This window comes from Pseudomonas sp. LS2P72 (assembly GCF_054897865.1).
Map to the genome: position 1 here is coordinate 1,588,499 of NZ_CM142708.1, position 20,866 is coordinate 1,609,364.

At 59.1% G+C, this 20,866-nt stretch carries 23 protein-coding genes, 1 pseudogene and 1 riboswitch; of the genes and pseudogenes, 12 read left to right on the forward strand and 12 right to left on the reverse strand.

Annotated elements, in window-relative coordinates; all coding sequences use genetic code 11:
- The first annotated feature begins 52 nt into the window (after positions 1-52).
- Both ACYZUA_RS07335 and hemH read left to right on the forward strand, forming a co-directional pair.
- On the forward strand, positions 53-955 hold the full coding sequence (locus ACYZUA_RS07335) for a TIGR01777 family oxidoreductase (RefSeq protein WP_461962580.1): 903 nt from the start codon (positions 53-55) through the stop codon (positions 953-955).
- Between the two features lie 13 nt (positions 956-968).
- Positions 969-1,994, forward strand: coding sequence for a ferrochelatase (hemH, locus tag ACYZUA_RS07340; protein WP_461962581.1), 1,026 nt, complete (start codon positions 969-971; stop codon positions 1,992-1,994).
- Between the two features lie 130 nt (positions 1,995-2,124).
- Here hemH and ACYZUA_RS07345 read toward each other — a convergent pair whose 3' ends face one another.
- Positions 2,125-3,399: a uracil-xanthine permease family protein gene (locus ACYZUA_RS07345; protein WP_461962582.1), complete on the reverse strand. Its 1,275-nt coding sequence runs from the start codon at positions 3,397-3,399 to the stop codon at positions 2,125-2,127.
- A 2-nt stretch (positions 3,400-3,401) separates the two neighbouring features.
- Positions 3,402-4,040, reverse strand: a complete 639-nt coding sequence (gene upp / locus ACYZUA_RS07350) for a uracil phosphoribosyltransferase (RefSeq protein WP_008025893.1) — start codon at positions 4,038-4,040, stop codon at positions 3,402-3,404.
- 163 nt (positions 4,041-4,203) lie between these two features.
- Between upp and ACYZUA_RS07355 the strand changes: the two genes are divergently transcribed.
- The 3 genes from ACYZUA_RS07355 to ACYZUA_RS07365 all read left to right on the forward strand — a co-directional run bounded on the left by ACYZUA_RS07355 (position 4,204) and on the right by ACYZUA_RS07365 (position 5,778).
- Positions 4,204-4,761 (forward strand): hypoxanthine-guanine phosphoribosyltransferase, encoded by a 558-nt coding sequence (locus tag ACYZUA_RS07355; RefSeq protein WP_046048293.1) that lies wholly within the window; start codon positions 4,204-4,206, stop codon positions 4,759-4,761.
- Between the two features lie 180 nt (positions 4,762-4,941).
- The gene (locus ACYZUA_RS07360; RefSeq protein ID WP_461962583.1) at positions 4,942-5,427 is read left to right on the forward strand and encodes a hypothetical protein; all 486 of its coding nucleotides are present in this window, start codon (positions 4,942-4,944) and stop codon (positions 5,425-5,427) included.
- 63 nt (positions 5,428-5,490) lie between these two features.
- Positions 5,491-5,778, forward strand: a complete 288-nt coding sequence (locus tag ACYZUA_RS07365; RefSeq protein WP_008153397.1) for a PA4642 family protein — start codon at positions 5,491-5,493, stop codon at positions 5,776-5,778.
- Positions 5,779-5,929: 151 nt separating this feature from the next.
- Here ACYZUA_RS07365 and mqo read toward each other — a convergent pair whose 3' ends face one another.
- Positions 5,930-7,438 (reverse strand): malate dehydrogenase (quinone), encoded by a 1,509-nt coding sequence (gene mqo, locus ACYZUA_RS07370; protein ID WP_461962584.1) that lies wholly within the window; start codon positions 7,436-7,438, stop codon positions 5,930-5,932.
- A gap of 739 nt (positions 7,439-8,177) precedes the next feature.
- Positions 8,178-8,411: a hypothetical protein gene (locus ACYZUA_RS07375; protein WP_461962585.1), complete on the reverse strand. Its 234-nt coding sequence runs from the start codon at positions 8,409-8,411 to the stop codon at positions 8,178-8,180.
- Between the two features lie 205 nt (positions 8,412-8,616).
- On the opposite strand from ACYZUA_RS07375, the gene ACYZUA_RS07380 reads away from it, so the two are divergent.
- Positions 8,617-9,201: a YajG family lipoprotein gene (locus ACYZUA_RS07380; RefSeq protein ID WP_309677343.1), complete on the forward strand. Its 585-nt coding sequence runs from the start codon at positions 8,617-8,619 to the stop codon at positions 9,199-9,201.
- A gap of 183 nt (positions 9,202-9,384) precedes the next feature.
- On the opposite strand, the gene ACYZUA_RS07385 is transcribed toward ACYZUA_RS07380, so the two are convergent.
- Positions 9,385-9,591 carry a hypothetical protein gene (locus tag ACYZUA_RS07385; RefSeq protein ID WP_461962586.1) on the reverse strand — a complete coding sequence of 69 codons (207 nt, stop codon included), beginning with the start codon at positions 9,589-9,591 and terminating at the stop codon, positions 9,385-9,387.
- Positions 9,592-9,783: 192 nt separating this feature from the next.
- Between ACYZUA_RS07385 and ACYZUA_RS07390 the strand changes: the two genes are divergently transcribed.
- Positions 9,784-10,068 (forward strand): hypothetical protein, encoded by a 285-nt coding sequence (locus ACYZUA_RS07390; protein ID WP_461962587.1) that lies wholly within the window; start codon positions 9,784-9,786, stop codon positions 10,066-10,068.
- 176 nt (positions 10,069-10,244) lie between these two features.
- Here the strand turns inward: ACYZUA_RS07390 and ACYZUA_RS07395 are convergent, their stop codons facing one another.
- Positions 10,245-11,408, reverse strand: coding sequence for a 1-acyl-sn-glycerol-3-phosphate acyltransferase (locus ACYZUA_RS07395; RefSeq protein ID WP_283189093.1), 1,164 nt, complete (start codon positions 11,406-11,408; stop codon positions 10,245-10,247).
- A 142-nt stretch (positions 11,409-11,550) separates the two neighbouring features.
- On the opposite strand from ACYZUA_RS07395, the gene ACYZUA_RS07400 reads away from it, so the two are divergent.
- The 3 genes from ACYZUA_RS07400 to ACYZUA_RS07410 are packed head-to-tail and all read left to right on the forward strand — an operon-like array spanning position 11,551 to position 12,665.
- On the forward strand, positions 11,551-11,733 hold the full coding sequence (locus tag ACYZUA_RS07400; RefSeq protein WP_461962588.1) for a CPXCG motif-containing cysteine-rich protein: 183 nt from the start codon (positions 11,551-11,553) through the stop codon (positions 11,731-11,733).
- 12 nt (positions 11,734-11,745) lie between these two features.
- Positions 11,746-12,006, forward strand: coding sequence for a putative signal transducing protein (locus tag ACYZUA_RS07405; protein WP_461962589.1), 261 nt, complete (start codon positions 11,746-11,748; stop codon positions 12,004-12,006).
- Positions 12,007-12,041: 35 nt separating this feature from the next.
- Positions 12,042-12,665: an SOS response-associated peptidase gene (locus ACYZUA_RS07410; RefSeq protein WP_461962590.1), complete on the forward strand. Its 624-nt coding sequence runs from the start codon at positions 12,042-12,044 to the stop codon at positions 12,663-12,665.
- Between the two features lie 235 nt (positions 12,666-12,900).
- On the opposite strand, the gene ACYZUA_RS07415 is transcribed toward ACYZUA_RS07410, so the two are convergent.
- On the reverse strand, positions 12,901-13,743 hold the full coding sequence (locus ACYZUA_RS07415; RefSeq protein ID WP_370695251.1) for a methyl-accepting chemotaxis protein: 843 nt from the start codon (positions 13,741-13,743) through the stop codon (positions 12,901-12,903).
- A gap of 63 nt (positions 13,744-13,806) precedes the next feature.
- A pseudogene (locus tag ACYZUA_RS07420) lies at positions 13,807-15,042 on the reverse strand (cache domain-containing protein); the annotation flags it as partial.
- 273 nt (positions 15,043-15,315) lie between these two features.
- Here ACYZUA_RS07420 and ACYZUA_RS07425 point away from each other — a divergent pair.
- Positions 15,316-16,134, forward strand: coding sequence for a M48 family metallopeptidase (locus ACYZUA_RS07425; RefSeq protein WP_461962591.1), 819 nt, complete (start codon positions 15,316-15,318; stop codon positions 16,132-16,134).
- 142 nt (positions 16,135-16,276) lie between these two features.
- Here the strand turns inward: ACYZUA_RS07425 and ACYZUA_RS07430 are convergent, their stop codons facing one another.
- The 3 genes from ACYZUA_RS07430 to ACYZUA_RS07440 form a co-directional block, all read right to left on the reverse strand.
- Positions 16,277-16,861 (reverse strand): TMEM165/GDT1 family protein, encoded by a 585-nt coding sequence (locus ACYZUA_RS07430; RefSeq protein WP_095130427.1) that lies wholly within the window; start codon positions 16,859-16,861, stop codon positions 16,277-16,279.
- Positions 16,862-16,949: 88 nt separating this feature from the next.
- A riboswitch (yybP-ykoY riboswitch) is annotated at positions 16,950-17,074 on the reverse strand.
- 40 nt (positions 17,075-17,114) lie between these two features.
- A complete protein-coding gene (locus ACYZUA_RS07435) occupies positions 17,115-18,113 on the reverse strand; it encodes a methyltransferase (RefSeq protein WP_461962592.1) in 999 nt (332 codons plus the stop codon).
- 33 nt (positions 18,114-18,146) lie between these two features.
- Positions 18,147-19,112 carry a 2-hydroxyacid dehydrogenase gene (locus ACYZUA_RS07440; RefSeq protein WP_461962593.1) on the reverse strand — a complete coding sequence of 322 codons (966 nt, stop codon included), beginning with the start codon at positions 19,110-19,112 and terminating at the stop codon, positions 18,147-18,149.
- A gap of 166 nt (positions 19,113-19,278) precedes the next feature.
- On the opposite strand from ACYZUA_RS07440, the gene ACYZUA_RS07445 reads away from it, so the two are divergent.
- Positions 19,279-19,908 (forward strand): LysE family translocator, encoded by a 630-nt coding sequence (locus ACYZUA_RS07445; RefSeq protein ID WP_461962594.1) that lies wholly within the window; start codon positions 19,279-19,281, stop codon positions 19,906-19,908.
- Between the two features lie 15 nt (positions 19,909-19,923).
- On the opposite strand, the gene ACYZUA_RS07450 is transcribed toward ACYZUA_RS07445, so the two are convergent.
- The gene (locus tag ACYZUA_RS07450; protein WP_461962595.1) at positions 19,924-20,817 is read right to left on the reverse strand and encodes a glycosyltransferase family 2 protein; all 894 of its coding nucleotides are present in this window, start codon (positions 20,815-20,817) and stop codon (positions 19,924-19,926) included.
- Between the last annotated feature and the right edge of the window lie 49 nt (positions 20,818-20,866).

A 20,866-nucleotide genomic window follows, 5' to 3' on the forward strand; every position in this document is an offset into this window, starting at 1 on the left:
CTTATAAAAATAGACTAGTGATCAAGGTAAAACGCCACGCGAGGAAGAAGTCATGCACATATTGCTGACCGGCGGTACTGGTTTGATAGGACGTCAACTCTGCCGACACTGGTTGAGTCAGGGACATCGTTTGACTGTCTTGAGCCGCACACCTGAAAAGGTCGCAAAAATCTGCGGTGCGCAGGTGCGGGGAATTGCACTGTTCGAAGACCTTGGACAAGAAACGGTTGATGCCATTATCAATCTGGCGGGCGCACCGATTGCCGACCGGCCATGGACCTCCAAACGCAAAGCGCTGCTCTGGAGCAGCCGGATCACGCTGACCGAAACCCTGCTGGCCTGGCTCGAAAGCCGCGCGCAAAAACCTCAGGTATTAATCTCGGGCTCTGCCATTGGTTGGTACGGCGACGGGGGCGAGCGGGAGCTGACTGAAGAATCTCCGCCCGTCATCGATGATTTCGCCAGCCAGTTGTGCATTGCCTGGGAGGAAACGGCCCAGCGTGCCGAGGCATTGGGCATTCGTGTCATTCTCATCCGCACCGGGCTGGTATTGTCGGCCGAGGGCGGCTTTTTGTCGCGGCTGTTGCTGCCGTTCAAAGTGGGGCTGGGCGGGCCTATCGGCAATGGCCGGCAGTGGATGCCGTGGATCCATATCAACGATCAAATCGCCCTGATTGATTTTCTTCTGCGTCAGGAAGACGCCAGTGGTCCTTATAATGCTTGCGCGCCCAAGCCGGTGCGCAACCGCGAGTTTGCCAAGACGTTAGGCAGCGTGCTGCACCGCCCGACGTTCATGCCCATGCCGGCCCTTGCGTTGAAGGTGTGTCTGGGCGAATTGTCATTGCTGTTGCTGGGCGGCCAGAAGGCTGTGCCGGCTCGCTTGCTGGAAGCGGGTTTCACTTTCCAGTTCACTGATTTGCGCGCGGCACTGGACGACTTTTCCAGCCGCCTTTGAAATAGGACGTTGCATGACTGATCACGCATTGCTTCTGGTCAATCTGGGCTCACCGGCCTCCACCTCCGTGGCGGATGTGCGCAGTTACCTCAATCAATTTCTGATGGACCCGTATGTGATCGACCTGCCATGGCCGGTGCGACGTTTGCTGGTGTCGCTGATTCTATTCAAGCGCCCGGAGCAGTCTGCTCACGCCTACGCCTCGATCTGGTGGGAGGAGGGCTCGCCGTTGGTGGTGCTCAGCCGTCGCCTGCAACAGGCCATGACTGCCCAGTGGACCCACGGTCCGGTGGAACTGGCGATGCGTTACGGTGAGCCGTCGATTGAATCGACGTTGGTGCGCCTGGCGGCTCAGGGTCACAAGAGGATCACGATCGCGCCGCTCTATCCACAATTCGCCGACAGCACCGTGACCACCGTGATCGAGGAGGCCAAGCGGGTGGTGCGCGATAAGCAGCTGGATGTGCAGTTTTCGATTCTCCAGCCGTTCTACGATCAACCGGAATACCTCGATGCGCTGGTGGCCAGTGCCAAGCCGCATTTGCAGCAGGATTACGATCACTTGCTGCTGAGCTTTCACGGATTGCCCGAGCGGCACCTGACAAAGATCGACCCTACCGGTCACCATTGCTTCAAAAGCGATAATTGCTGCCGGAACGCTTCGCCAGAAGTATTGGCGACCTGCTACCGCGCCCAATGCCTGCGCACTGCCTCCGAATTTGCCAAGCGACTGGGGCTGCGGGACGGTAAGTGGTCGGTGTCGTTCCAGTCGCGTTTGGGGCGAGCGAAATGGATCGAACCCTACACCGAAGCGCGCCTTGATGAGTTGGCGGGGATGGGCGTGAAGAAAGTGCTGGTGATGTGCCCGGCGTTCGTTGCCGATTGCATCGAGACGCTGGAAGAGATCGGGGATCGCGGCAAAGAGCTGTTCCGCGAAGCGGGAGGGGAGGAGTTGGTGCTGGTGCCGTGCCTCAACGACGATCCACAGTGGGCGCGGGCGTTGAATGCCTTGTGCGAAAGAGCGCCATTGTCGCTTTAAAAGCATCGCGAGCAGGCTCGCTCCCACAGTAGATATTCGGTGAACACAGACTTTGTGTTCGACACCGATCAAATGTGGGAGCGAGCCTGCTCGCGATAGCTATTGCACTGACAACAAAGAGCTTAAACCCTTACAACACCGGCTCATCCGCCTTCTTGTGCTTCCAGCTGTCATTACCCGGCAGCAGCAGGTTCAGCGCAATCGCCGTCACCGCGCACAGCGCGATGCCTTTGAGGCCGAAGTCGTCCGGCCCAGTGCCGGTGCCGACCAGTACGCCGCCAATCCCGAACACCAGGGTCACCGAGACAATCACCAGATTGCGCGCTTCGCCCAGGTCGATCTTGTGGCGAATCAGCGTGTTCATGCCCACCGCCGCGATCGAACCGAACAACAGGCACAGAATCCCGCCCATCACCGGTACCGGAATGCTTTGCAGCAGCGCGCCGAACTTGCCGACGAACGCCAGGCTGATGGCGAAAATCGCCGCCCAGGTCATGATCTTCGGGTTGTAGTTCTTGGTCAGCATCACCGCGCCCGTCACTTCGGCATAGGTGGTGTTGGGTGGGCCGCCAAACAGGCCGGCGGCGGTGGTGGCAATGCCATCGCCGAGCAGGGTGCGGTGCAGGCCGGGTTTCTTCAGGTAATCGCGACCGGTCACGCTACCGACCGCGATCACGCCGCCGATGTGCTCGATGGCTGGAGCCAGGGCCACCGGAACGATGAACAGAATCGCCTGCCAGTTGAATTCCGGCGCGGTGAAGTGCGGGATCGCAAACCACGGTGCAGCGGCAATTTTCGCGGTATCAACGACGCCGAAATAGAACGCCATCGCAAAACCCACCAGCACGCCGGAGATAATCGGCACCAGGCGGAAAATGCCCTTACCGAACACCGCGACGATCAGGGTGGTCAGCAGCGCTGGCATCGAGATCAGCATCGCCGTCTGATAATGAATCAGCTCGGTGCCGTCACCAGCCTTGCCCATCGCCATGTTGGCGGCGATTGGCGCCATGGCCAGGCCGATGGAGATGATCACCGGGCCAATCACCACCGGCGGCAGCAGACGGTCAATGAAACCGGTGCCTTTGATCTTCACGGCGAGGCCGAGGAAGGTGTAGACGAAACCCGCCGCCATCACGCCGCCCATGGTCGCCGCGAGGCCGAACTGGCCTTTGGCGAGAATGATCGGGGTGATGAAGGCAAAGCTCGATGCCAGGAACACCGGCACCTGACGCCTGGTGACGATCTGGAACAGAATCGTCCCCAGGCCAGCAGTGAACAGCGCCACGTTCGGGTCGAGGCCGGTAATCAGCGGCATCAACACCAGGGCGCCGAAGGCCACGAACAGCATCTGCGCACCCGACAACACCGTGCGCCAGAGCGGATCGTTGCACTCTTGCTGCATGCTCAAGCGTCCTTCTGCTTGGTACCGAAGATCTTGTCACCGGCATCGCCCAGGCCTGGAATGATGTAACCGTGTTCGTTGAGTTTCTCGTCAATGGACGCGGTGTAGATGGTCACGTCCGGGTGAGCCTTTTCTACGGCGGCGATGCCTTCAGGGGCAGCCACCAGCACCATCGCGCGGATATCCCGGCAACCGGCCTTTTTCAGCAGGTCGATGGTCGCGACCATGGAACTGCCGGTGGCGAGCATCGGGTCGATGATCATCGCCAGGCGTTCGTTGATTTCCGGAACCAGTTTTTCCAGGTAGGTGTGGGCCTGCAGGGTCTGTTCGTTGCGGGCCACGCCGACGGCGCTGACTTTGGCGCCCGGGATCAGGCTCAGCACGCCTTCGAGCATGCCGATACCGGCGCGCAGGATCGGGACTACAGTTATTTTTTTGCCGGCGATTTTTTCGACCGACACCGTGCCGCACCAGCCTTCGATGTCGTAGCTTTCCAGCGGCAGGTCTTTGGTGGCTTCATAGGTCAGCAGGGCACCGACTTCCTGAGCGAGCTCACGGAAATTCTTCGTGCTGATGTCGGCGCGGCGCATAAGGCCGAGTTTATGGCGGATCAGCGGATGGCGGATCTCGAGGATGGGCATGGGAAAGGCTCCGGCGGCGGGCAAAAAAACCGGCCTAGATTAATCTATCCGAGGGTGTTGTCCTATAGACATGAAGTACGTTAGTCCACAAACGCTTGATCTGGCCTCGCTTGATGCGTACCTTTGCCCGCTTTTCCTGAACAGCCACCCCCTGGAGAGCGCCATGTCCGCTGATCTCGAGCATATCCGTCAAATCATGCGAGAGGCTGACTGCCTGTACACCGAAGCTGAAGTCGAGGCGGCCATCGCCCGCGTCGGTGCACAAATCAACGACCAGCTGGCTGAAAGCAATCCGGTGGTGTTCTGCGTGATGAACGGTGGGCTGATTTTCTCCGGCAAGCTGCTGACCTATCTGAACTTCCCGCTGGAAGCGTCCTACCTGCACGCCACCCGTTATCGCAACGAAACCAGCGGCGGCGATCTGTTCTGGAAAGCCAAGCCGGAAGTGTCGTTCCTCGACCGTGACGTGCTGATCATCGACGACATCCTCGACGAAGGTCACACCCTGGGCGCGATCATCGACTACTGCAAACACGCTGGCGCCCGCGCTGTGCACACCGCCGTGCTGATCGACAAGGACCACGACCGCAAGGCTCGCCCGGACCTGAAAGCCGACTTCGTCGGCCTGCCATGCATCGACCGTTACATCTTCGGTTACGGCATGGACTACAAAGGCTACTGGCGTAACGCCAACGGGATTTTTGCTGTTAAAGGCATGTAAAAAAATCAGTCAAATCCCCTGTGGGAGCGAGCCTGCTCGCGATAGCGGTCTATCTGACAACGTTATGTTGGATGTGCCGACGCTATCGCGAGCAGGCTCGCTCCCACAATGGTTCTGTGTTCACAGATCCGTTTTGTGCGCCCATGCTAGAGTGCTCGGCCCCGCCCTCCGGAGCCTGTCATGAGCCTTTTGATCCGCAGCTGCGCCGCCCTGTTGCTGACCGTCAGCCTGCCTCTGGCGGCCGCCCCTGCGCCGATGCACGCGCAGTTCCTGCCCCCGGATGACCTGGCCCTGCGTAACGCGGAGCCCGAGCAGCAACAGCTGTTGCAGGTCACCGAGTACTCGGTGGTGGTCGGCAGTCAACGCCAGTCAAACCAGCAGCCGATTCCGGTGACCTCACCGTTGCTGATCCGTCTCAAGGGCAAATCCTTGAACAAGGGCGCGACCATCAACCAGGTGCTGGTCAATTTCGATGGCGAAAGCAAAAGCCTGAAAAAGCCGATCTACGACGACAAGAACAAAACCCTGACGCTGTTTTACCCGATGGCTCAGTACCGGGTGGTGATCGACTTGTTGCGCAATGACACGGTGTATTGCCAGTTCCTCAGCTACGCCAACGGCCATGTCTGGGCCGATCTGCACACGGGCGCTGTTCGTCCGCGTTGAGCCCGGTGGCAAGGGAGGGGTAAACTGCCCGCCCCGTGAAATGTCTGCGAGCTGGAGTCGGCAATGCGTAAAGATAAGAAGCAAGTGATTGGTGACGAGATCGGCGATGAGCAGATCAAGCTGTTCCTCGATTTCGAACCGGTCGACGCCACGTCGCCGTCGCTGCACAAACTGATCAAGGCCTATCGCGGCCTGCGCATCGATGACTTCGGGCGCTTTCTGACGTTCTTCGTCGAAGCCGGTCTGGATCTGGACGGAAAGGATGAGCACGGCAATGACTTCGTTGCCCTGATCAAGGATCAGCGCAACGCGGCCGAGTACATCGAGCTGATCGAAAAGGCTCGCGGTTAACCCAAACCTGTAGGAGCAAAGCTTGCTCGCGATAGCGATCTCAAGGACGCCATCGCCGGCAAGTCGGATCGCCGCACCGCGTGCTCCTACAGAAACGCACAAAAAAACGCCCCGCTCTCAATGAGAACGGGGCGTTTTTTATGCGGCCGAATCAAGCGTAGCTTTCGGTCTCGTTGCTGGCTTCAACCAGTTCCAGCGCGACGTTGTTCTGCACATTGATCTTGCGATACAGCGCAGCGTCGGTTTCCAGAACCTTTTCCCGGGCCGGGAAGATTTCCGCGAGCTTGGCGGCCCATTCGCCAGAAGTTTTGTTCGGGAAGCACTTCTCGATCAGCTCAAGCATGATCGAAACAGTCACCGATGCACCTGGCGAAGCGCCGAGCAGGGCAGCAAGCGTACCGTCCTTGGCCGCGACCAGTTCGGTACCGAACTGCAGAATGCCGCCCTTTTTCGGGTCTTTCTTGATGATCTGCACCCGTTGGCCGGCCACTTCCAGGCGCCAGTCTTCGGCTTTCGCTTCAGGGTAGAAGCGACGCAGGGAATCCAGGCGCTGCTCCATCGACTGCATCACTTCGCTGACCAGGTACTTGGTCAGGTCCATGTTGTTTTTCGCCACGGCCAGCATCGGGCCGATGTTGCCGGCGCGAACCGACATCGGCAGGTCCATGAAGGAGCCGTGCTTGAGGAACTTGGTGGTGAAACCGGCGTAAGGTCCGAACAGCAGGGACTTCTTGCCATCGACTACACGGGTGTCCAGGTGCGGCACCGACATCGGTGGCGAACCCACCGCCGCCTGGCTGTAAACCTTGGCCTGGTGGTGCTTGACCACTTCCGGGTTGTCGCAACGCAGCCATTGGCCGCTGATCGGGAAGCCGCCAAAACCTTTGCTTTCTTCGATGCCCGAAGCTTGCAGCAGCGGCAGTGCTGCGCCGCCAGCTCCGAGGAACACGAATTTCGCGTCGACGTCACGGGAATTGCCGCTGTTGACGTCCTTGATGCTGACGGTCCAGCCGCTGCCGTTACGCTTGAGGCCGGTCACGCGCTTGCAGTACTTGACCTGGGCATCGGGTGCGCTGGTCAGGTGCTTGAGCAGTTGATTGGTCAGGGCGCCGAAGTTGACGTCGGTGCCGTTCATGACGCGGGTGGCGGCGACGACTTCGTCGGCCGGCCGGCCAGGCATCATCAGCGGCATCCATTCGGCCATGGTGGCCTTGTCTTCGGTGTATTCCATATCCGAGAAGGCGTGGTGCTTGCTCAGCGTCTTGAAGCGTTCCTTCAGGAAGGAAACGCCATCGTCACTCTGGACGAAGCTCAGGTGCGGCACCGGGCTGATGAACGTCTTGCACGAGCCGAAGGTGTTTTTCCGGGTCAGGTAGGACCAGAACTGCTTCGACACCTCGAACTGGGTGTTGATGTGCACGGCTTTCTTGATGTCGACGGTGCCGTCGGTGGCCTGCGGCGTGTAGTTGAGCTCACACAGCCCGGCGTGACCGGTACCGGCGTTGTTCCACGGGTTCGAACTCTCCGCGGCACCGGAATCCATCAGCTCGACGACTTCCAGCTTGATCGCGGGGTCGAGCTCTTTGAGCAGTACAGCGAGGGTGGCACTCATGATGCCGGCCCCAACCAGTACTACGTCGACTGCTTCGTTATGCGCCATTTAACGCGTCTCCAAAATCTGCAGCACCAAATTGTCGGCATGGCTGCCAGGTGTTCAGGGGCGTGTCAGTGATGCCCCAAGTACCCATGGCAGTAACGCCATGTCCGAATCTTCGCAATTTTTCGCAACTTCGACGGACGCTACCGGCCGGGTCTAAAAGAGTTACATGAACTCACTTCAACGCGCGGCTGGCAATTCGACTTATGGTCGATACATCCGTTTGTGCAACCAAATCCGTAGAGGACAGGCTTCAGGATCCGGTATTCGAGGCGTACTCGGTCCTGTGTCGTTGGGCTGTTTCAGACGCTAATGGTGCATATTCAGACGCAAAACTATTCATTTGCTCGCCACACTCTTGTGAAGTTGTGAAAACCCGTTTTTTCACGCTCTTTTGAAGACGTGAACCTCAAAAAAGGGCTGCCCCAGCCTGGCACCGTGCCCGGATGGATTGCCGCCATGGGATACATGACAGGCAAAACGGGCAAACAGCTCAGTAACCGAGCGTAATGACAGCTCTGCAGATTCGCGAAAAGTGGGGGTTTTGCTCAAGGAACAGCAAGCGCGCCAGCTTCACTCGATCTGTGTGGGCGGCTCTCTGCAGGGCGGTGCGGGGTGTCAATACAAGCGCATTGACGATGCTGCGAGGCCCGATCAGGAGACGTCCTTATAATCGGGGGGAGATTGTAGCGAAGAAACGCAGGGAAATGGTCGTGTTTAATGACTTTTATTAGGTGTTCGGTCAGGTGGTCAACAAGTGTTGAGCCCGCGCACGTGGCTGGCGCTGGCTGACACGGGCGCTGGGCGGCAGGGGATGGTGTAACCAGTTGAGACGGATTTCTTCGATTTCGACCCAGCCATCGCCCATGGGCTGCAGGCTGCACTGTTTGAAAGCCTGGCAATGGCCGTTGCGGTCGAGCAGGGCGAAGCTGCGGTGAAGCGGGCGTGGCGCGAACAGCGAGATGAGATAACGCATGGCGAAGTACCTTGTGGGTGACCTGCTGTGAAGGTTGCCAGCGAGCCGTGACGTGCAAGTGTATGGGCGATGACAGATCTGTGACAGGAACCGGCTTCCCAAGGGTTTGTCAGACATTTCAGTATTCACTGTGAGGTGCTAGTTACCCACAGTGGCCCACCGCTATACTGCGGGCCTGTTTGTGCCTGATTCTGGAGAGAAGAGCATGTTGCAACGCCTGTTGTTCGGTTTGATCACTGTGACCAGTTTGACCCTCGTCGGCTGCGCCCACAGCCCGCAACAACTGAACCCTGAACCCAAGTTGACGACTCAGCTGGCACCGGTCGGTCATGGTCAACCGGTGGTGGTGCGTGTGGTGGACGGTCGTCCGTCGCCGACCTTGGGCACCCGTGGTGGCCTGTACCCTGAGACCAGCGCGATCACCGTGCAGGGCGCGCAGATTCTGCCGAAGTTGCAGGCTCAAGCCGAAGCGGCCGTGCGGTTGCTGGGTTTTACGCCAACCAACAATGCACCGAATGCACCGCAAATAACCGTGACCCTGGCCGAGCTGAAATATCAGTCGCCTAAAGAAGGCATGTACGTGACCGAAGCGACCATCGGCGCGACATTCCGCTCCGATGTGCAGAATGCCAATCGTCGTTACAGCGGTCGTTACGGTGCGTCCCTGGATCAGCGTTTTGGTATGGCGCCGAATCAGGAAACCAACACCAAACTGGTCAGCGATGTGCTGAGCGATGCGTTGACGCGTCTGTTCAAGGATCCGACGATTGGTCAGGTTCTCGGCGAGTAAACATTCGCTGGATTCAAAAAAAGCCCGGTGCCAGCAATGGCCCCGGGCTTTTTCATTCAGGTGTACACCACCGAACAACTGTGGGAGCGAGCCTGCTCGCGAAAGCGGAGTGTCAGTCAAAGTAAATGTCGACTGACACGACGCCTTCGCGAGCAGGCTCGCTCCCACAGGGAATGTGTTGTGTCAGGCCGCTTGCGAATAGAAATCCAGAACACTCACGCCCGTCAGCAAATCCGTCTCCGGCAAATCCGCATGCTGATGCCCACCCAATGCGCAATACACCAGCCAGTGGCGGTCCTGGACGTTGAAGGCGAGGCTGCCAACGAGGTTTTGTTGTTCGTCGGTTTGGGCGATGAGGTAGAGGCGATCCTGGTTTTCGGCGTGCAGCATGACGGTTTCCGTGTCGGTTTCGAGGGGCGCCAGACTGTCGTACTCAGATGACGGCGCCGTGACACAGGACAGGAATCGGTCAAATGGTTCGTTAATTGTCGGAAAGCAAGGGCAGGAGGCGAGGCTTTCGGTAGAATTCGCGCCGCGGTCGTCGGCTCGGCGTCTGCCACACCTGTTTTGCTGAGGTTCGTGATGTCGTTGCATTTGATTTCGCTGTTTACCAACCATCCCGCCAAGTTGATCAACCTGTTGGCCTTGTTGTTGGCCTTTCCGGGCGGCTGGATGCTGCATGCCACTCGCCGCCGCGAACAGCGCGCGTTGGCCATTCTCCAAGCGCAAAGCCAGAACCGTCGTATCGATGAACCGACGTTGATGCTGGATGGCGCGACCTTGCGCATCAACCGGTTTTTCTATCGATTCGGTTTTGCCTGCCTGGGATTGGCACTGCTGGTGTCGTGGATCAGCACACGGGTCTGACTGTGGCGAGGGGATTTATCCCCGTTGGACTGCGCAGCAGTCCCTAACGTATGTCACTCACACCGCGCAAACTGAATTTGCGACTGCTGCGCAGCCGAACGGGGATGAATCCCCTCGCCACAGAAAATGTTGTGTCAGACAAATAGAAACGGCGCCCGAAGGCGCCGTTGTCGGGTTTAAAGCGGCAACCCCGCCTTGACCCGGTACTGATTGCGCACCGGCGTCGCGTATTGCAGAACCATGAACGGACGATGCTCCTCAGGGCACGCGTCCAGACGCTGTTGCCATTGCTCCTGAGCCTTGGCCAGTTCGTCGGCGGCAAACACCTCGGCGGCTTTCGGCACCTGCAATTGCGGGTCGGCATCTTTCCACTGGGCATAGGCCAGGTAGTGCACCGGGAACAGGCGGTAGCCGCCGAGGATCTGCCGGTCCATCTCGATCGCCAATTGCTTGGTGTCGTCGAACAGCTCGGTGATCGGCGAAGCGAAGTTCACATGCACGCGGCCCTTGTAGCCGGTGATGCCCTTGGCAATGCTCACATCGTCCTCGCCCGGCACTTTGGTGTAGCTGCCGGTGGTGGCGCGGATGAACAGCTCGCGAGCCTTGGCTTGATCGCACGGGTCGTATTCGTAGCTGATCGACACCGGGGTGAGGTTCAACGACTGAATGACTTCGCCGAACGGCTCGTCCTTGCGACTCATGTGGAACATCTTGAGGATGGCCGACTCGGTGCGGTCGTCGCCGTCCTTGGCCCGGCCTTCGGCCTGGGCGATCCAGATCGACGCGCAATCCTTGCGGATCGAGTGATTGATGTAGGCCGACAGCAGCTGATACGCCGCCATCTTCTCGCGTCGACCGGCGATCGAACGGTGCACGATGAAGCTCTTGTTCAGGCGCATCAGATCGCTGACGAAGGGCTTTTGCAGCAGGTTGTCGCCGATCGCGATGCGCGGCGTCGGCAGGCCGGCGTGGTACACGGCGTAGTTGACGAAGGCCGGGTCCATTACGATGTCGCGATGGTTGGCGATGAACAGGTAGGCGCTGCCGGACCTGAACTGCTCGACGCCGGTGTACGTCACACCGTCAGTGGCTCGCTCGATGGTGTGATCGACGTACATCTCGACTTTGTCCTGCAACGTGGCCACCGATGTAACGCCGGCGAACTCACGGCGCAGCCGATGAGCTATAAGAGGTTTGAGCATCCAGCCGAAAGCACCGGCAAAACGCGGGAAGCGGAAGTGGATGAGGATATCTAGAAACGCCTTGTCACCGAGCAGCCGGTCCAGCACTGCCGGGACTTCGCTGTCATTGTAAGGTCGGATGGCATCGAATTCGCCCATCATGCTCTCTTGTTAGAAACGGCTAGGGTAAGTAAAGGTTTTGATCGAAATCCAACGGGGTACGGTCTGAAAAGTCAGCCAGACAAAAATAGCCCTGCAAATAGACCGGCGATTATACGCACAAGTCACCTGGGAGACCGCGATGCTGGAATCTGCGCTGTATGAATGTCCGTATTGTGGTGAGGAGGTTGAGACGTCTGTGGATCTGTCCGGGGGCGATCAGACCTATATTGAAGACTGCCAGGTGTGCTGCCGGCCAATAACATTTGTTTTGCAGGTTCACGGTGAGGAATGGCATCTCGAAGTTTTCAGCGAAAACGAATGAAAGGGGCATCCCATGCAGCGAATCTACGAGCCGGAAAACCTCATGGAAGGTGAGTTGCTGCAAAGCATGTTGGCCAGCGAGGGCGTCGAAGCGCATCTGGTGGGCCGCGATTTGATCGGCGGGACCGGCGAATTGCCAATCTTCGGCCTGCTGGGTTTATCGGTCGATAACGACCAGGCCGATTACGCCCGGGAGTTGATCACCGCGTACAATGCCGCGCTGCCGATGCCCGGTGATGAACCGGAGAGTTTTCCCGGCACGCTGGTCTGTTAGGCTGACGTTCGTTTTATCTAGAGTCGTGTTGCCCCATGTGTGGACGTTATGCCCTGTTTCGCTGGAACCCCGCCTTCGCGGCCCTGCCTGGCTTCCCCGCCGATCAGCAGGCCCAGTGGAATATTTCTCCCAATGATTCGGTGTTGATGCTGCGTGCAGGTGTCGATGGCCAGCGTGAGTTGGCCCGCGCGCGTTGGGGGTTGACGCCGCCATGGCTGACCGATTTGTCCCGCACACCAGCCCATGCCCGGGCCGAAACCGTTGCCGAGCAACCGATGTTTCGCCAGGCCCTGCGCGAACGTCGTTGCCTGCTGCCGGCCAACGGTTTTTACGAATGGCGCGGCACGACCCGCAAGCGACCGTATTGGCTGACGCCGGGGGAGGGTTCGACGCTGTTCTTTGCGGCGATCTGGGAAGCGTATCCGGTGCAGGAACAGGTGTGGTTGAGTACAGCGGTGATCACGCAGCCAGCGGCGAGTCAGCGTCGGCCATTGATTCTCGATGCGGCAGGGCAGGAGGCCTGGCTCAATCCCGCGACTCCATTGCATGCCTTGCAGGCATTGCTCGCCAGTGAACCCGCGGCGTTGCGCGAGCGGGTGTTGGCGAATCTGGTGAATGATCCGAAGCTTAATGGGCCGGAGTGTCTTACCCCGGGTTGATGATCCGCCAGTGTCTTCAAATATGTGTCAGGTTCAAAATCGACCCCTCACCCCAGCCCTCCCGAAACGTCGGACCGCCCCACAGGGGAGAGGGGGAAAGGGTGCCGATCTTCATGCATTTCAAACCTGCGTTCGGCGCGACGTTTAAGGTCGCAAAATTTCTATTAAGCACATCGGTCAGTCCCCTCTCCCTGCGGGCGGTCCGACGTTTCGGGAGGGTTAGGGTGAGGGCTCTTCAGACCTTGAACTGATTAATCAACCGTCGCTGCTGCTCAGCCAGCTTGGTCAGGTCCGCACTCGCCGCACTCGACTCATCCGCTCCGCCCGCCACTTCATTGGCTACTTGCCCGATGTTGATCACGTTACGGTTGATGTCGTCAGCCACCGCACTCTGTTCCTCAGCCGCACTGGCAATCTGGGTGTTCATGTCGTTGATCACCGACACTGCCTGAGTAATCGTCTCCAGCGCCTCGGCCGCTTTAGCCGCGTGCTGCACGCTTTCGTCGGTACGGTTCTGACTGTCCTCCATCACCCGCACCACATCGCGCGTGCCTTGTTGCAGTTGCTGAATCATGGTCTGAATTTCTTCAGTGGCTTTCTGAGTCTTCTGCGCCAGGTTGCGCACTTCATCGGCTACCACCGCAAAACCGCGTCCCTGTTCGCCAGCGCGGGCCGCTTCGATGGCGGCGTTCAAGGCCAGCAGATTGGTCTGCTCAGCGATCCCGCGAATGGCGGTGAGGATGGCGTTGATGTTCTCGCTGTCCTTGGCCAATGTTTGCACCACACCGACAGCCTTGCCGATTTCTATCGCCAGCACGCCAATCGAGTTCGACGTATCGCGCACGATTTGCATACCCTGCGCCGCAGCCTGATCGGCATGGCTGGCGGCTTGCGCAGCCTGGGTCGCGTTGCGCGCCACGTCCTGGGCGGTGGCGGTCATTTCATGCACCGCCGTGGCGACTTGATCAATCTCGGCCATTTGCTTGTGCACGCCGATGTTGGTGCGGATGGCGATGTCGGCGGTGTGTTCCGACGAATCACTGACGCTCTGCACCGAAGTCACCACCTGGGTGATCATCACCTGCAACTTGGCCAGGAAGGTATTGAAGCCTTTGGCGATAGAGCCCAGTTCGTCGGCGCGGTCGCTGGTCAGACGGCGAGTCAGGTCACCTTCGCCCTGAGCGATGTCGTCGAGCATCGTAACCATCTGCTTCAGTGGCCGGGCAATGCCGTGGCCCACCAGCCAGATCACCAGCAAGCCGATACCGGCAATCAACAAACCGACCATGGCCATGCCGAAGGTGTCGGACTTGCGCTGGGCGTCCAGATCGCCCTGAAGTTTTTGCAGATCGGCCATCACCGCGTTCAACGGCAGTTGCAGCATGAGGGTCCAGCGAGCGTCGGTCTGGCCGATGCCGAACGGCAGGTACAACTCGATCCGGCCCTGTGCCTTGTCGACGGTGTAGGTGACTTCGCCGCGCTTGAGATTGGCCATGTTGGCGATCTGCTGGCTGTCGAGGATGTCGCTGACCTTCTCGCCGAATTTGCTCGGGTCCTTGGTGTAGGCAACGATCCGGCCGTTGCCGCCAATCAGGGCCATTTCACCCGCGCCGCTGTACAACTGCTGATTCGCGCCGAGGAGCATTTCCTGGATGAAGTTCACCGACAGGTCGGCGCCGACGATGCCCTGGAAGGCCCCGTTGAGCATGATCGGCTCTATAAAGGAGGCGAGCATGACGATCTTGTCGCCGACCTTGTAGGGCGCCGGATCGATCACGCAGGATTTTTTGGTTTCTTTCGAGCACAGGTAGTACTCGCTGGCGCGTACGCCGGTGGACAGGGTTTTCTGGTCGTCGACGTCCACCAGTTTGTCCAGGCCCAGGCTGCCGTCTTCGTTGCGGAACCACCACGGCAGGAAACGGCCGTTGCTGGCGTCGATGCCGACAACCTGTGTGTCGACGTAGGCCGCATCGTTGTGATCAAGGGCGTTTTTTTCCCAACCGATGTAGGTGCCGAGAATTTTCGGGTTCTTGGCGACGTTTTCCTTGATCAGGCTGATCAATTGCTCACGGCTCAGGTTCAACTGTGGCTGGCCATCGGCGCCCGGTGTGCCGATCAATGCGTTGACTCGCACCAGTCCGCCGGCAATCAGCAGTGGCGCTTCGAGCTCGCGCTGGATCTGGCTGACCTGGGTTTGCGCCAGTGACGTCAGGCGTTGTTCGATGACTTGCTCGAATTGTGCCTGGGTCCGCTGCTGGACCATGTCTTGGGTCCGTGCGCCGGAAAACAACGCGTACAGCACCAAGGCTGCCACGACACTAAGAACGATGGCGCCGGCGAGCGCCGCCACGGAAAACTGGATTGACTTGAATTTCATGGGTGCTCCGCACGCAAGAGGACGTCTGCGGTGCTGTATCGGCAGGGGTGTCGATGGCCATGAGCGGAGGTTGACGAAATGGCTGTTTTGGAGGGATTGATGTCGCAAACGAATCACTGCGGGCCGTTATCGACCACGGTGGGCACCGTTATGTGAATTTTTTCCTACGTCCATGAGAGCTTTATCTGAAATATGCGTCTACACCTCTGTTGTATCTGGCGTCGATACAATTCCACGCCTAGGATACGCGGCATGTTTTCAGGGAGTTTTTTGATGAACAAGACATTGGTTGTGTGTGCACTGAGCGCAGGTTTGCTGCTCGGCGGTTGTCAGTCGGTCAACACCACCAGCGGTGGCGCGGTGGGCGTTGAGCGTAAACAGTACATGTTCAGCATGCTGTCGACCGACGAGGTCAACCAGATGTATGCCCAGTCCTATCAAAAGACTATCGGCGAGGCGAACACCAAAGGCGTGCTGGACAAGACCAGTAACGAGGCCAAACGTGTCCAGATCATTTCCGACCGCCTGATTGCCCAGGCGCCGATTTTCCGTCCGGATTCGGCCCAGTGGAGATGGGAAGTCAACCTGATCAAGAGCGACGAGCTGAATGCCTCCTGCGGGCCTGGCGGCAAGATCATTTTCTACAGCGGATTGATCGACACCCTGCAACTCTCCGATGACGAAATCGCCGCCATCATCGGCCATGAAATCGCTCACGCCTTGCGTGAGCACGGTCGTGAAGCGATGTCCAAGGCTTACGGCATCGAAATGGCCAAGCAAGGCGCCGGTGCCTTGTTCGGTCTGGGGCAGGGCGGCCTGGCGCTGGCGGACACCGTGGCGAAATACGGCATGACCTTGCCCAACAGTCGCGGCAATGAAAACGAGGCAGACCTGATCGGTCTCGAACTGGCGGCCCGCGCCGGTTACAACCCGAACGCGGCGATCACCCTGTGGAACAAGATGAGCAAAGCCTCGAATGGCGCACCGCCAGAATTCTTGAGCACTCACCCGGCGTCGGCCAGTCGTATTGCTGCCTTGCAGGCGGCGATTCCGAAGGTGATGCCGTTGTACGAGAAAGCCAAGAAGTCCTGACGTGTATTGAGGCTTCCGGCCTCATCGCGAGCAGGCTCGCTCCCACAGGGGTCATTGTCGATCACAAAACCAATGTGGGAGCGAGCCGGCTCCGGGCGGCGTTCCGACGATGAACGATAACGCGGTCTATCGACCTAAACCGTCAAACCCAACCGCTGCTCTGCATCGCCTTGTACACCGCGACAATGGCGAGGATGAAGAACGCCGACGCCGCCAGGCGACGAATCAAAGTCAGTGGCAGTTTGTCCGCCGCAAAATTACCCGCCAAAACCACTGGCACGTTGGCAATCAGCATCCCGACGGTGGTGCCGATGATCACCAGCCACAACTCCGGGTATTGCGCCGCGAGCATCACCGTGGCGACTTGAGTCTTGTCGCCCATCTCCGCAAGGAAAAACGCGATCAGCGTGGTCAGGAACGGTCCGAATTTGCGGGCAGTGCTGGCTTCGTCGTCATCCATCTTGTCCGGCACCAGGGTCCACAATGCGGTCGCGGCGAAGCTCGCGGCGAGGATCCAGTGCAGCGTCGCATTCGAGAAGAAACTACCGACCCAGGCACCTACCGCGCCGGCTGCAGCGTGGTTGGCCAGGGTTGCAGCGACGATACCGGCGATGATCGGCCAGGGTTTGCGAAAGCGAGCGGCGAGAATGAGCGCGAGCAGTTGCGTCTTGTCGCCGATTTCGGCCAAGGCAACAATTGCGGTGGGAACGAGAAGTGAATCCAGCATCAGGGTTTTCCTAAGGGGCGGGTCGACACGGCTATGACACGTACAGCCTTCCCGCCCCGGGTAAGGTGTTCGTGTCATAGGTCTTGTCAAACCCTGCGAACCGTCTGATGCGGACGCTTGGGTCGCATACGCCATGGTCTGTTGACCAAGTATGTTGACGTATGCCGGACGAGCATGGCGCTCGTGGGAGACTACTCCCCTAGGACGGAGCGGATTCTGCCTAGGCAAAATCCGTTAGGCAAGCACTTATTGATCAGCCGCGTTTGGCCCGATAGATTCTGAAACCCTGTCCCTCGGCCTTGATTGCGCACACGCCGAGGTGCTCTTCGATAAGCGGTTGGTACTTCAGGAAGCTGTTCGCCACCAAGCGCAGTTCGCCACCGTTTTTCAGATGTTTGGCGGCTTTTCGCAGCAAGTTCTCGGTAGCGAAGTAATCGGTGTGTACGCCGACATGGAACGGTGGGTTGCTTAAAATCGCACTCAAACCCATGGGTGCTGCGTCGATGCCGTCACCGGTAATCACATCAGCTTCCAGACCGTTGGCAGCCAATGTCAGGCGACTGCTGGCGGCGGCAAACGCATCCACATCAAGCAAGGTGACCTGGTTGTGTGGATAGCGACGTTTCACCGCTGCTCCCAACACACCGGCGCCGCAACCGAAGTCCAGCAAATGGCCGCTCGGCAATTTGTCCAGATGCTCCAGCAACAGCGCGCTGCCGCGATCCAGCCGACCGTGGCTGAACACGCCCGGCAGACTGATGACTTTTAGCGGACCTTCGGCCAGCGGCAGCTCATACGTCTGGGCCAGGCTTTCCAGCGACCTGGCTTCTGGCGCTGTGGCCACGGTAACCAGCCAGAGTTGGCAATGCCGTGCGCTGTCGAGCTTGCGCGGTTTGCCGAAGGGGTTCAGTTGCTTGGCCGCGCCTTCGATGCCGCTGCGTTTTTCCCCCACCAGGTACAACTCGCGACCGGCCAGCCGGGAGGCGAGGGCGTTGAGGATGTAGTCGGTCAGGTCCTTGGACTTGGGCAGAAACACCACGGCGGTGTCGAACGTGCGCTCCGGCGCATTCACACCGAAATGGCTGCGCTCGGCGAAGCGGGCCTCCAGCGCTGCTTGATCGCCGGCATGCCAGCACCAGCCATGAGCGTCGGGCAGACGGCCCAGCAGGTCATCGGCGGGCAAACCGGCCAGCAGCACCGAACCCTGGAATAACTCGGCCTGACGAAGCAGTACTTCACTGCGCGGATCCATACTCTGCTCCTGTAAAAAAAGTGCCGCAGTCTATCAACTGACGACCCGCAGTGCTTTACCGCTGAAGTATCCCTGCGCGTTTTCGGTCAACTGGCCCACGATCCGCTGGCGCGCCTCGCGACTGCCCCAGGCGTTGTGCGGGGTGACAATCAACCGTGGAATGTCGTGGGCCAGCAGCGGATTGCCAGCGGTCGGTGGCTCGACGCTCAACACGTCGGTGGCCGCACCACCCAAGTGACCGTTGCGCAAGGCATCGGCCAGGGCCTGTTCGTCGATCAGGCCACCGCGCGCGGTGTTGACCACGAACGCACCGGGTTTCATCGAGGCCAGTTCACGGGCTCCGATGAAGTGACGGGTGTGTTCATTGAGCGGACAGTGCAGGGTCAGCGCGTCGATCTGCGGCAGCAGTTCTTCCAGTAGCAAACGATCCGGTCGGGCAGGTCGCCCGGGAATCTGACCGAGCAGTACGCGCATACCAAAGGCTTCGGCCAGTCGTGCGACTGCGCCGCCCAGTTCGCCGTGACCGAGCAGGCCGAGGGTTTTGCCTTCCAGTTCGACAATCGGGTAATCCAGCAGGCAGAACTGTTTCGCCTGCTGCCAGCGACCGTCGCCAACAGCCTTTTGATAATCGGCCAAGCGCGTTGCCAGATTGAGCAGCAACATGATTGTGTGCTGCGCCACCGACGGCGTACCGTAACCCTGGCAATTGCAGACGGTAATCCCGTGGGCGCGGGCGGCGGCGAGGTCAACGTTGTTGGTGCCGGTGGCGGTGATCAGGATCAGCTTCAGCTCTGGGCTGGCGGCGATGGCGGCGGCGTCGATCAGGATTTTGTTGCTGATGGCAACGGTGGCGCCGTTGAGGCGTTCGATCACCTGGTCCGGCGTGGTCTGGGCGAAAAGCTGTAAGTCGCTGAAACACTCTTGCAACGGGCTGAGGTCGAGGTCGCCCAGGTCCAGGGACGGATGGTCGAGGAAAACGGCGCGGTGAGTGTTCGTCATCAACTGTACCTTTTGTGCAATGAACTGAAGGCGTAATCTGCCGAGCCTATCAGATGAAACACCTGTGGCGAGGGAGCAAGCTCCCGCCACAGATTTGATAGTTGGCACAGAAGTGAAGTCGACCTAAGAGTTTTTTATTGATCGCCCTGCCCAAAAAGGATCCCCCATGTACTGGACAGAGTTTTTGACCGTTGCCCTGATTCACCTGCTGGCCGTGGCCAGCCCCGGCCCGGACTTTGCCGTGGTGGTGCGTGAGAGCGTGACCCATGGTCGGCGCGCTGGCACCTGGACGGCGCTGGGTGTCGGCACGGCGATTTTCCTGCACGTCGGCTATTCGCTGCTGGGCATTGGCCTGATCGTGTCCCAGTCGATCGTGTTGTTCAATGCCCTGAAATGGGCGGCCGCGGCGTACCTGCTGTACATCGGCTTCAAGGCCCTGCGAGCACAACCGGCCCAACCTGCGGCTGACGATCTGCACAAGGAAGCGGGCGAGCGCACTGGTCGCGGCGCCTTCACTTCGGGTTTCGTGACCAACGGTCTGAACCCGAAAGCGACGCTGTTCTTCCTTTCGCTGTTCACCGTGGTGATCAATCCGCACACGCCGCTGGCGGTACAGGCGGGCTACGGTATCTACCTCGCGGTGGCCACCGCGGTATGGTTCTGCCTGGTGGCGATGCTGTTCAGCCAGCAGCGCGTGCGCGCAGGTTTTGCCCGGATGGGCCACTGGTTCGATCGGACCATGGGCGCGGTACTGATCGCCATTGGTGTGAAACTCGCATTTACCGAGATGCACTGAGGCCCGGTGAGGCGGCTAGCGATGTAATACCAGCCGCTTGAAGCGTTTGAAGCTGGTTCTATTGAGGTGCCGCCAGGGAATCGAGCGCAACAGTTGCCAGGCTTCTTTCTTGTCTTCGACCACGGCATATTTGAGGGCCTTGTTCACCAGTTTGGTGCGGGCGCTCTGATAGCCGGGGTGGTTCACGTACGGCGCGATCGCCTCAAGGTCCGCCTGGAGCAATATCCGGTATTTTCTCGACAGGTTGTTGGCATGGCGGCGATAGCGGGTCATGCAGATCGGCAATTCATGGATCTCATAACCCAGCCGGGCAATCCGCAACGTCATCTGAAAGTCCTGAACCCGCAGTTTCGGCGCGTAGAAGTCGGCACTTCGCATCGCTTTCATGCGATATAGCGCAACAGGGGCGCCGATCACGACGGCTCCTCTGAGGACCTGATCGAAGTTGTAGGTGTGGATCTTGTCGCGCTGTTGCTGCTTGATGGTGTTGCCATCGCTGTCCATGTAGCTGATCAGCGCACCCACGCAGCCGACGTTCGGGTGCTGGTCCAGGTATTCGGCGCGAATGCGCAATGACCCCGGCAACATGATGTCATCCAGGTCCGGCGTCGTCACATAGACGCCTTTGGCGTATCGCAAGCCGTGGTTGAGCGCTGCGCTCACACCCTGGTTCGGTTGCGAATACAGCTGGAAGTCATAGGTTTGTTGCAATCGCTTGAGTGTGGCGAGGCTGTCGTCGCTGGACCCGTCATTCACGATGATGACTTCGAAGTTCGGGTAGTCCTGGGCGAAGATGCTCTTGATGGCCTCTTCCAGAAATTTTTGCATGTTGAAGCAGGACGCCACGATGGAAACCAGAGGCGCTTGTGACGATGGGGAGTTCTCGGGGGTGGTTAATTCAATAGTCATTGTTATATGCAATACCGATGGCGTTTGACCAGACAGGTCTAGTGGGCAA

Excerpts from the sequence above, each read along its gene's own strand:
- ACYZUA_RS07335 (WP_461962580.1), top strand. The coding sequence starts at position 53 with ATGCACATATTGCTGACCGGCGGTACTGGTTTGATAGGACGTCAACTC.
- hemH (WP_461962581.1), top strand. The coding sequence starts at position 969 with ATGACTGATCACGCATTGCTTCTGGTCAATCTGGGCTCACCGGCCTCC.
- ACYZUA_RS07345 (WP_461962582.1), bottom strand. The coding sequence starts at position 3,399 with ATGCAGCAAGAGTGCAACGATCCGCTCTGGCGCACGGTGTTGTCGGGT.
- upp (WP_008025893.1), bottom strand. The coding sequence starts at position 4,040 with ATGCCCATCCTCGAGATCCGCCATCCGCTGATCCGCCATAAACTCGGC.
- ACYZUA_RS07355 (WP_046048293.1), top strand. The coding sequence starts at position 4,204 with ATGTCCGCTGATCTCGAGCATATCCGTCAAATCATGCGAGAGGCTGAC.
- ACYZUA_RS07360 (WP_461962583.1), top strand. The coding sequence starts at position 4,942 with ATGAGCCTTTTGATCCGCAGCTGCGCCGCCCTGTTGCTGACCGTCAGC.
- ACYZUA_RS07365 (WP_008153397.1), top strand. The coding sequence starts at position 5,491 with ATGCGTAAAGATAAGAAGCAAGTGATTGGTGACGAGATCGGCGATGAG.
- mqo (WP_461962584.1), bottom strand. The coding sequence starts at position 7,438 with ATGGCGCATAACGAAGCAGTCGACGTAGTACTGGTTGGGGCCGGCATC.
- ACYZUA_RS07375 (WP_461962585.1), bottom strand. The coding sequence starts at position 8,411 with ATGCGTTATCTCATCTCGCTGTTCGCGCCACGCCCGCTTCACCGCAGC.
- ACYZUA_RS07380 (WP_309677343.1), top strand. The coding sequence starts at position 8,617 with ATGTTGCAACGCCTGTTGTTCGGTTTGATCACTGTGACCAGTTTGACC.
- ACYZUA_RS07385 (WP_461962586.1), bottom strand. The coding sequence starts at position 9,591 with ATGCTGCACGCCGAAAACCAGGATCGCCTCTACCTCATCGCCCAAACC.
- ACYZUA_RS07390 (WP_461962587.1), top strand. The coding sequence starts at position 9,784 with ATGTCGTTGCATTTGATTTCGCTGTTTACCAACCATCCCGCCAAGTTG.
- ACYZUA_RS07395 (WP_283189093.1), bottom strand. The coding sequence starts at position 11,408 with ATGGGCGAATTCGATGCCATCCGACCTTACAATGACAGCGAAGTCCCG.
- ACYZUA_RS07400 (WP_461962588.1), top strand. The coding sequence starts at position 11,551 with ATGCTGGAATCTGCGCTGTATGAATGTCCGTATTGTGGTGAGGAGGTT.
- ACYZUA_RS07405 (WP_461962589.1), top strand. The coding sequence starts at position 11,746 with ATGCAGCGAATCTACGAGCCGGAAAACCTCATGGAAGGTGAGTTGCTG.
- ACYZUA_RS07410 (WP_461962590.1), top strand. The coding sequence starts at position 12,042 with ATGTGTGGACGTTATGCCCTGTTTCGCTGGAACCCCGCCTTCGCGGCC.
- ACYZUA_RS07415 (WP_370695251.1), bottom strand. The coding sequence starts at position 13,743 with ATGATCACCCAGGTGGTGACTTCGGTGCAGAGCGTCAGTGATTCGTCG.
- ACYZUA_RS07425 (WP_461962591.1), top strand. The coding sequence starts at position 15,316 with ATGAACAAGACATTGGTTGTGTGTGCACTGAGCGCAGGTTTGCTGCTC.
- ACYZUA_RS07430 (WP_095130427.1), bottom strand. The coding sequence starts at position 16,861 with ATGCTGGATTCACTTCTCGTTCCCACCGCAATTGTTGCCTTGGCCGAA.
- ACYZUA_RS07435 (WP_461962592.1), bottom strand. The coding sequence starts at position 18,113 with ATGGATCCGCGCAGTGAAGTACTGCTTCGTCAGGCCGAGTTATTCCAG.
- ACYZUA_RS07440 (WP_461962593.1), bottom strand. The coding sequence starts at position 19,112 with ATGACGAACACTCACCGCGCCGTTTTCCTCGACCATCCGTCCCTGGAC.
- ACYZUA_RS07445 (WP_461962594.1), top strand. The coding sequence starts at position 19,279 with ATGTACTGGACAGAGTTTTTGACCGTTGCCCTGATTCACCTGCTGGCC.
- ACYZUA_RS07450 (WP_461962595.1), bottom strand. The coding sequence starts at position 20,817 with ATGACTATTGAATTAACCACCCCCGAGAACTCCCCATCGTCACAAGCG.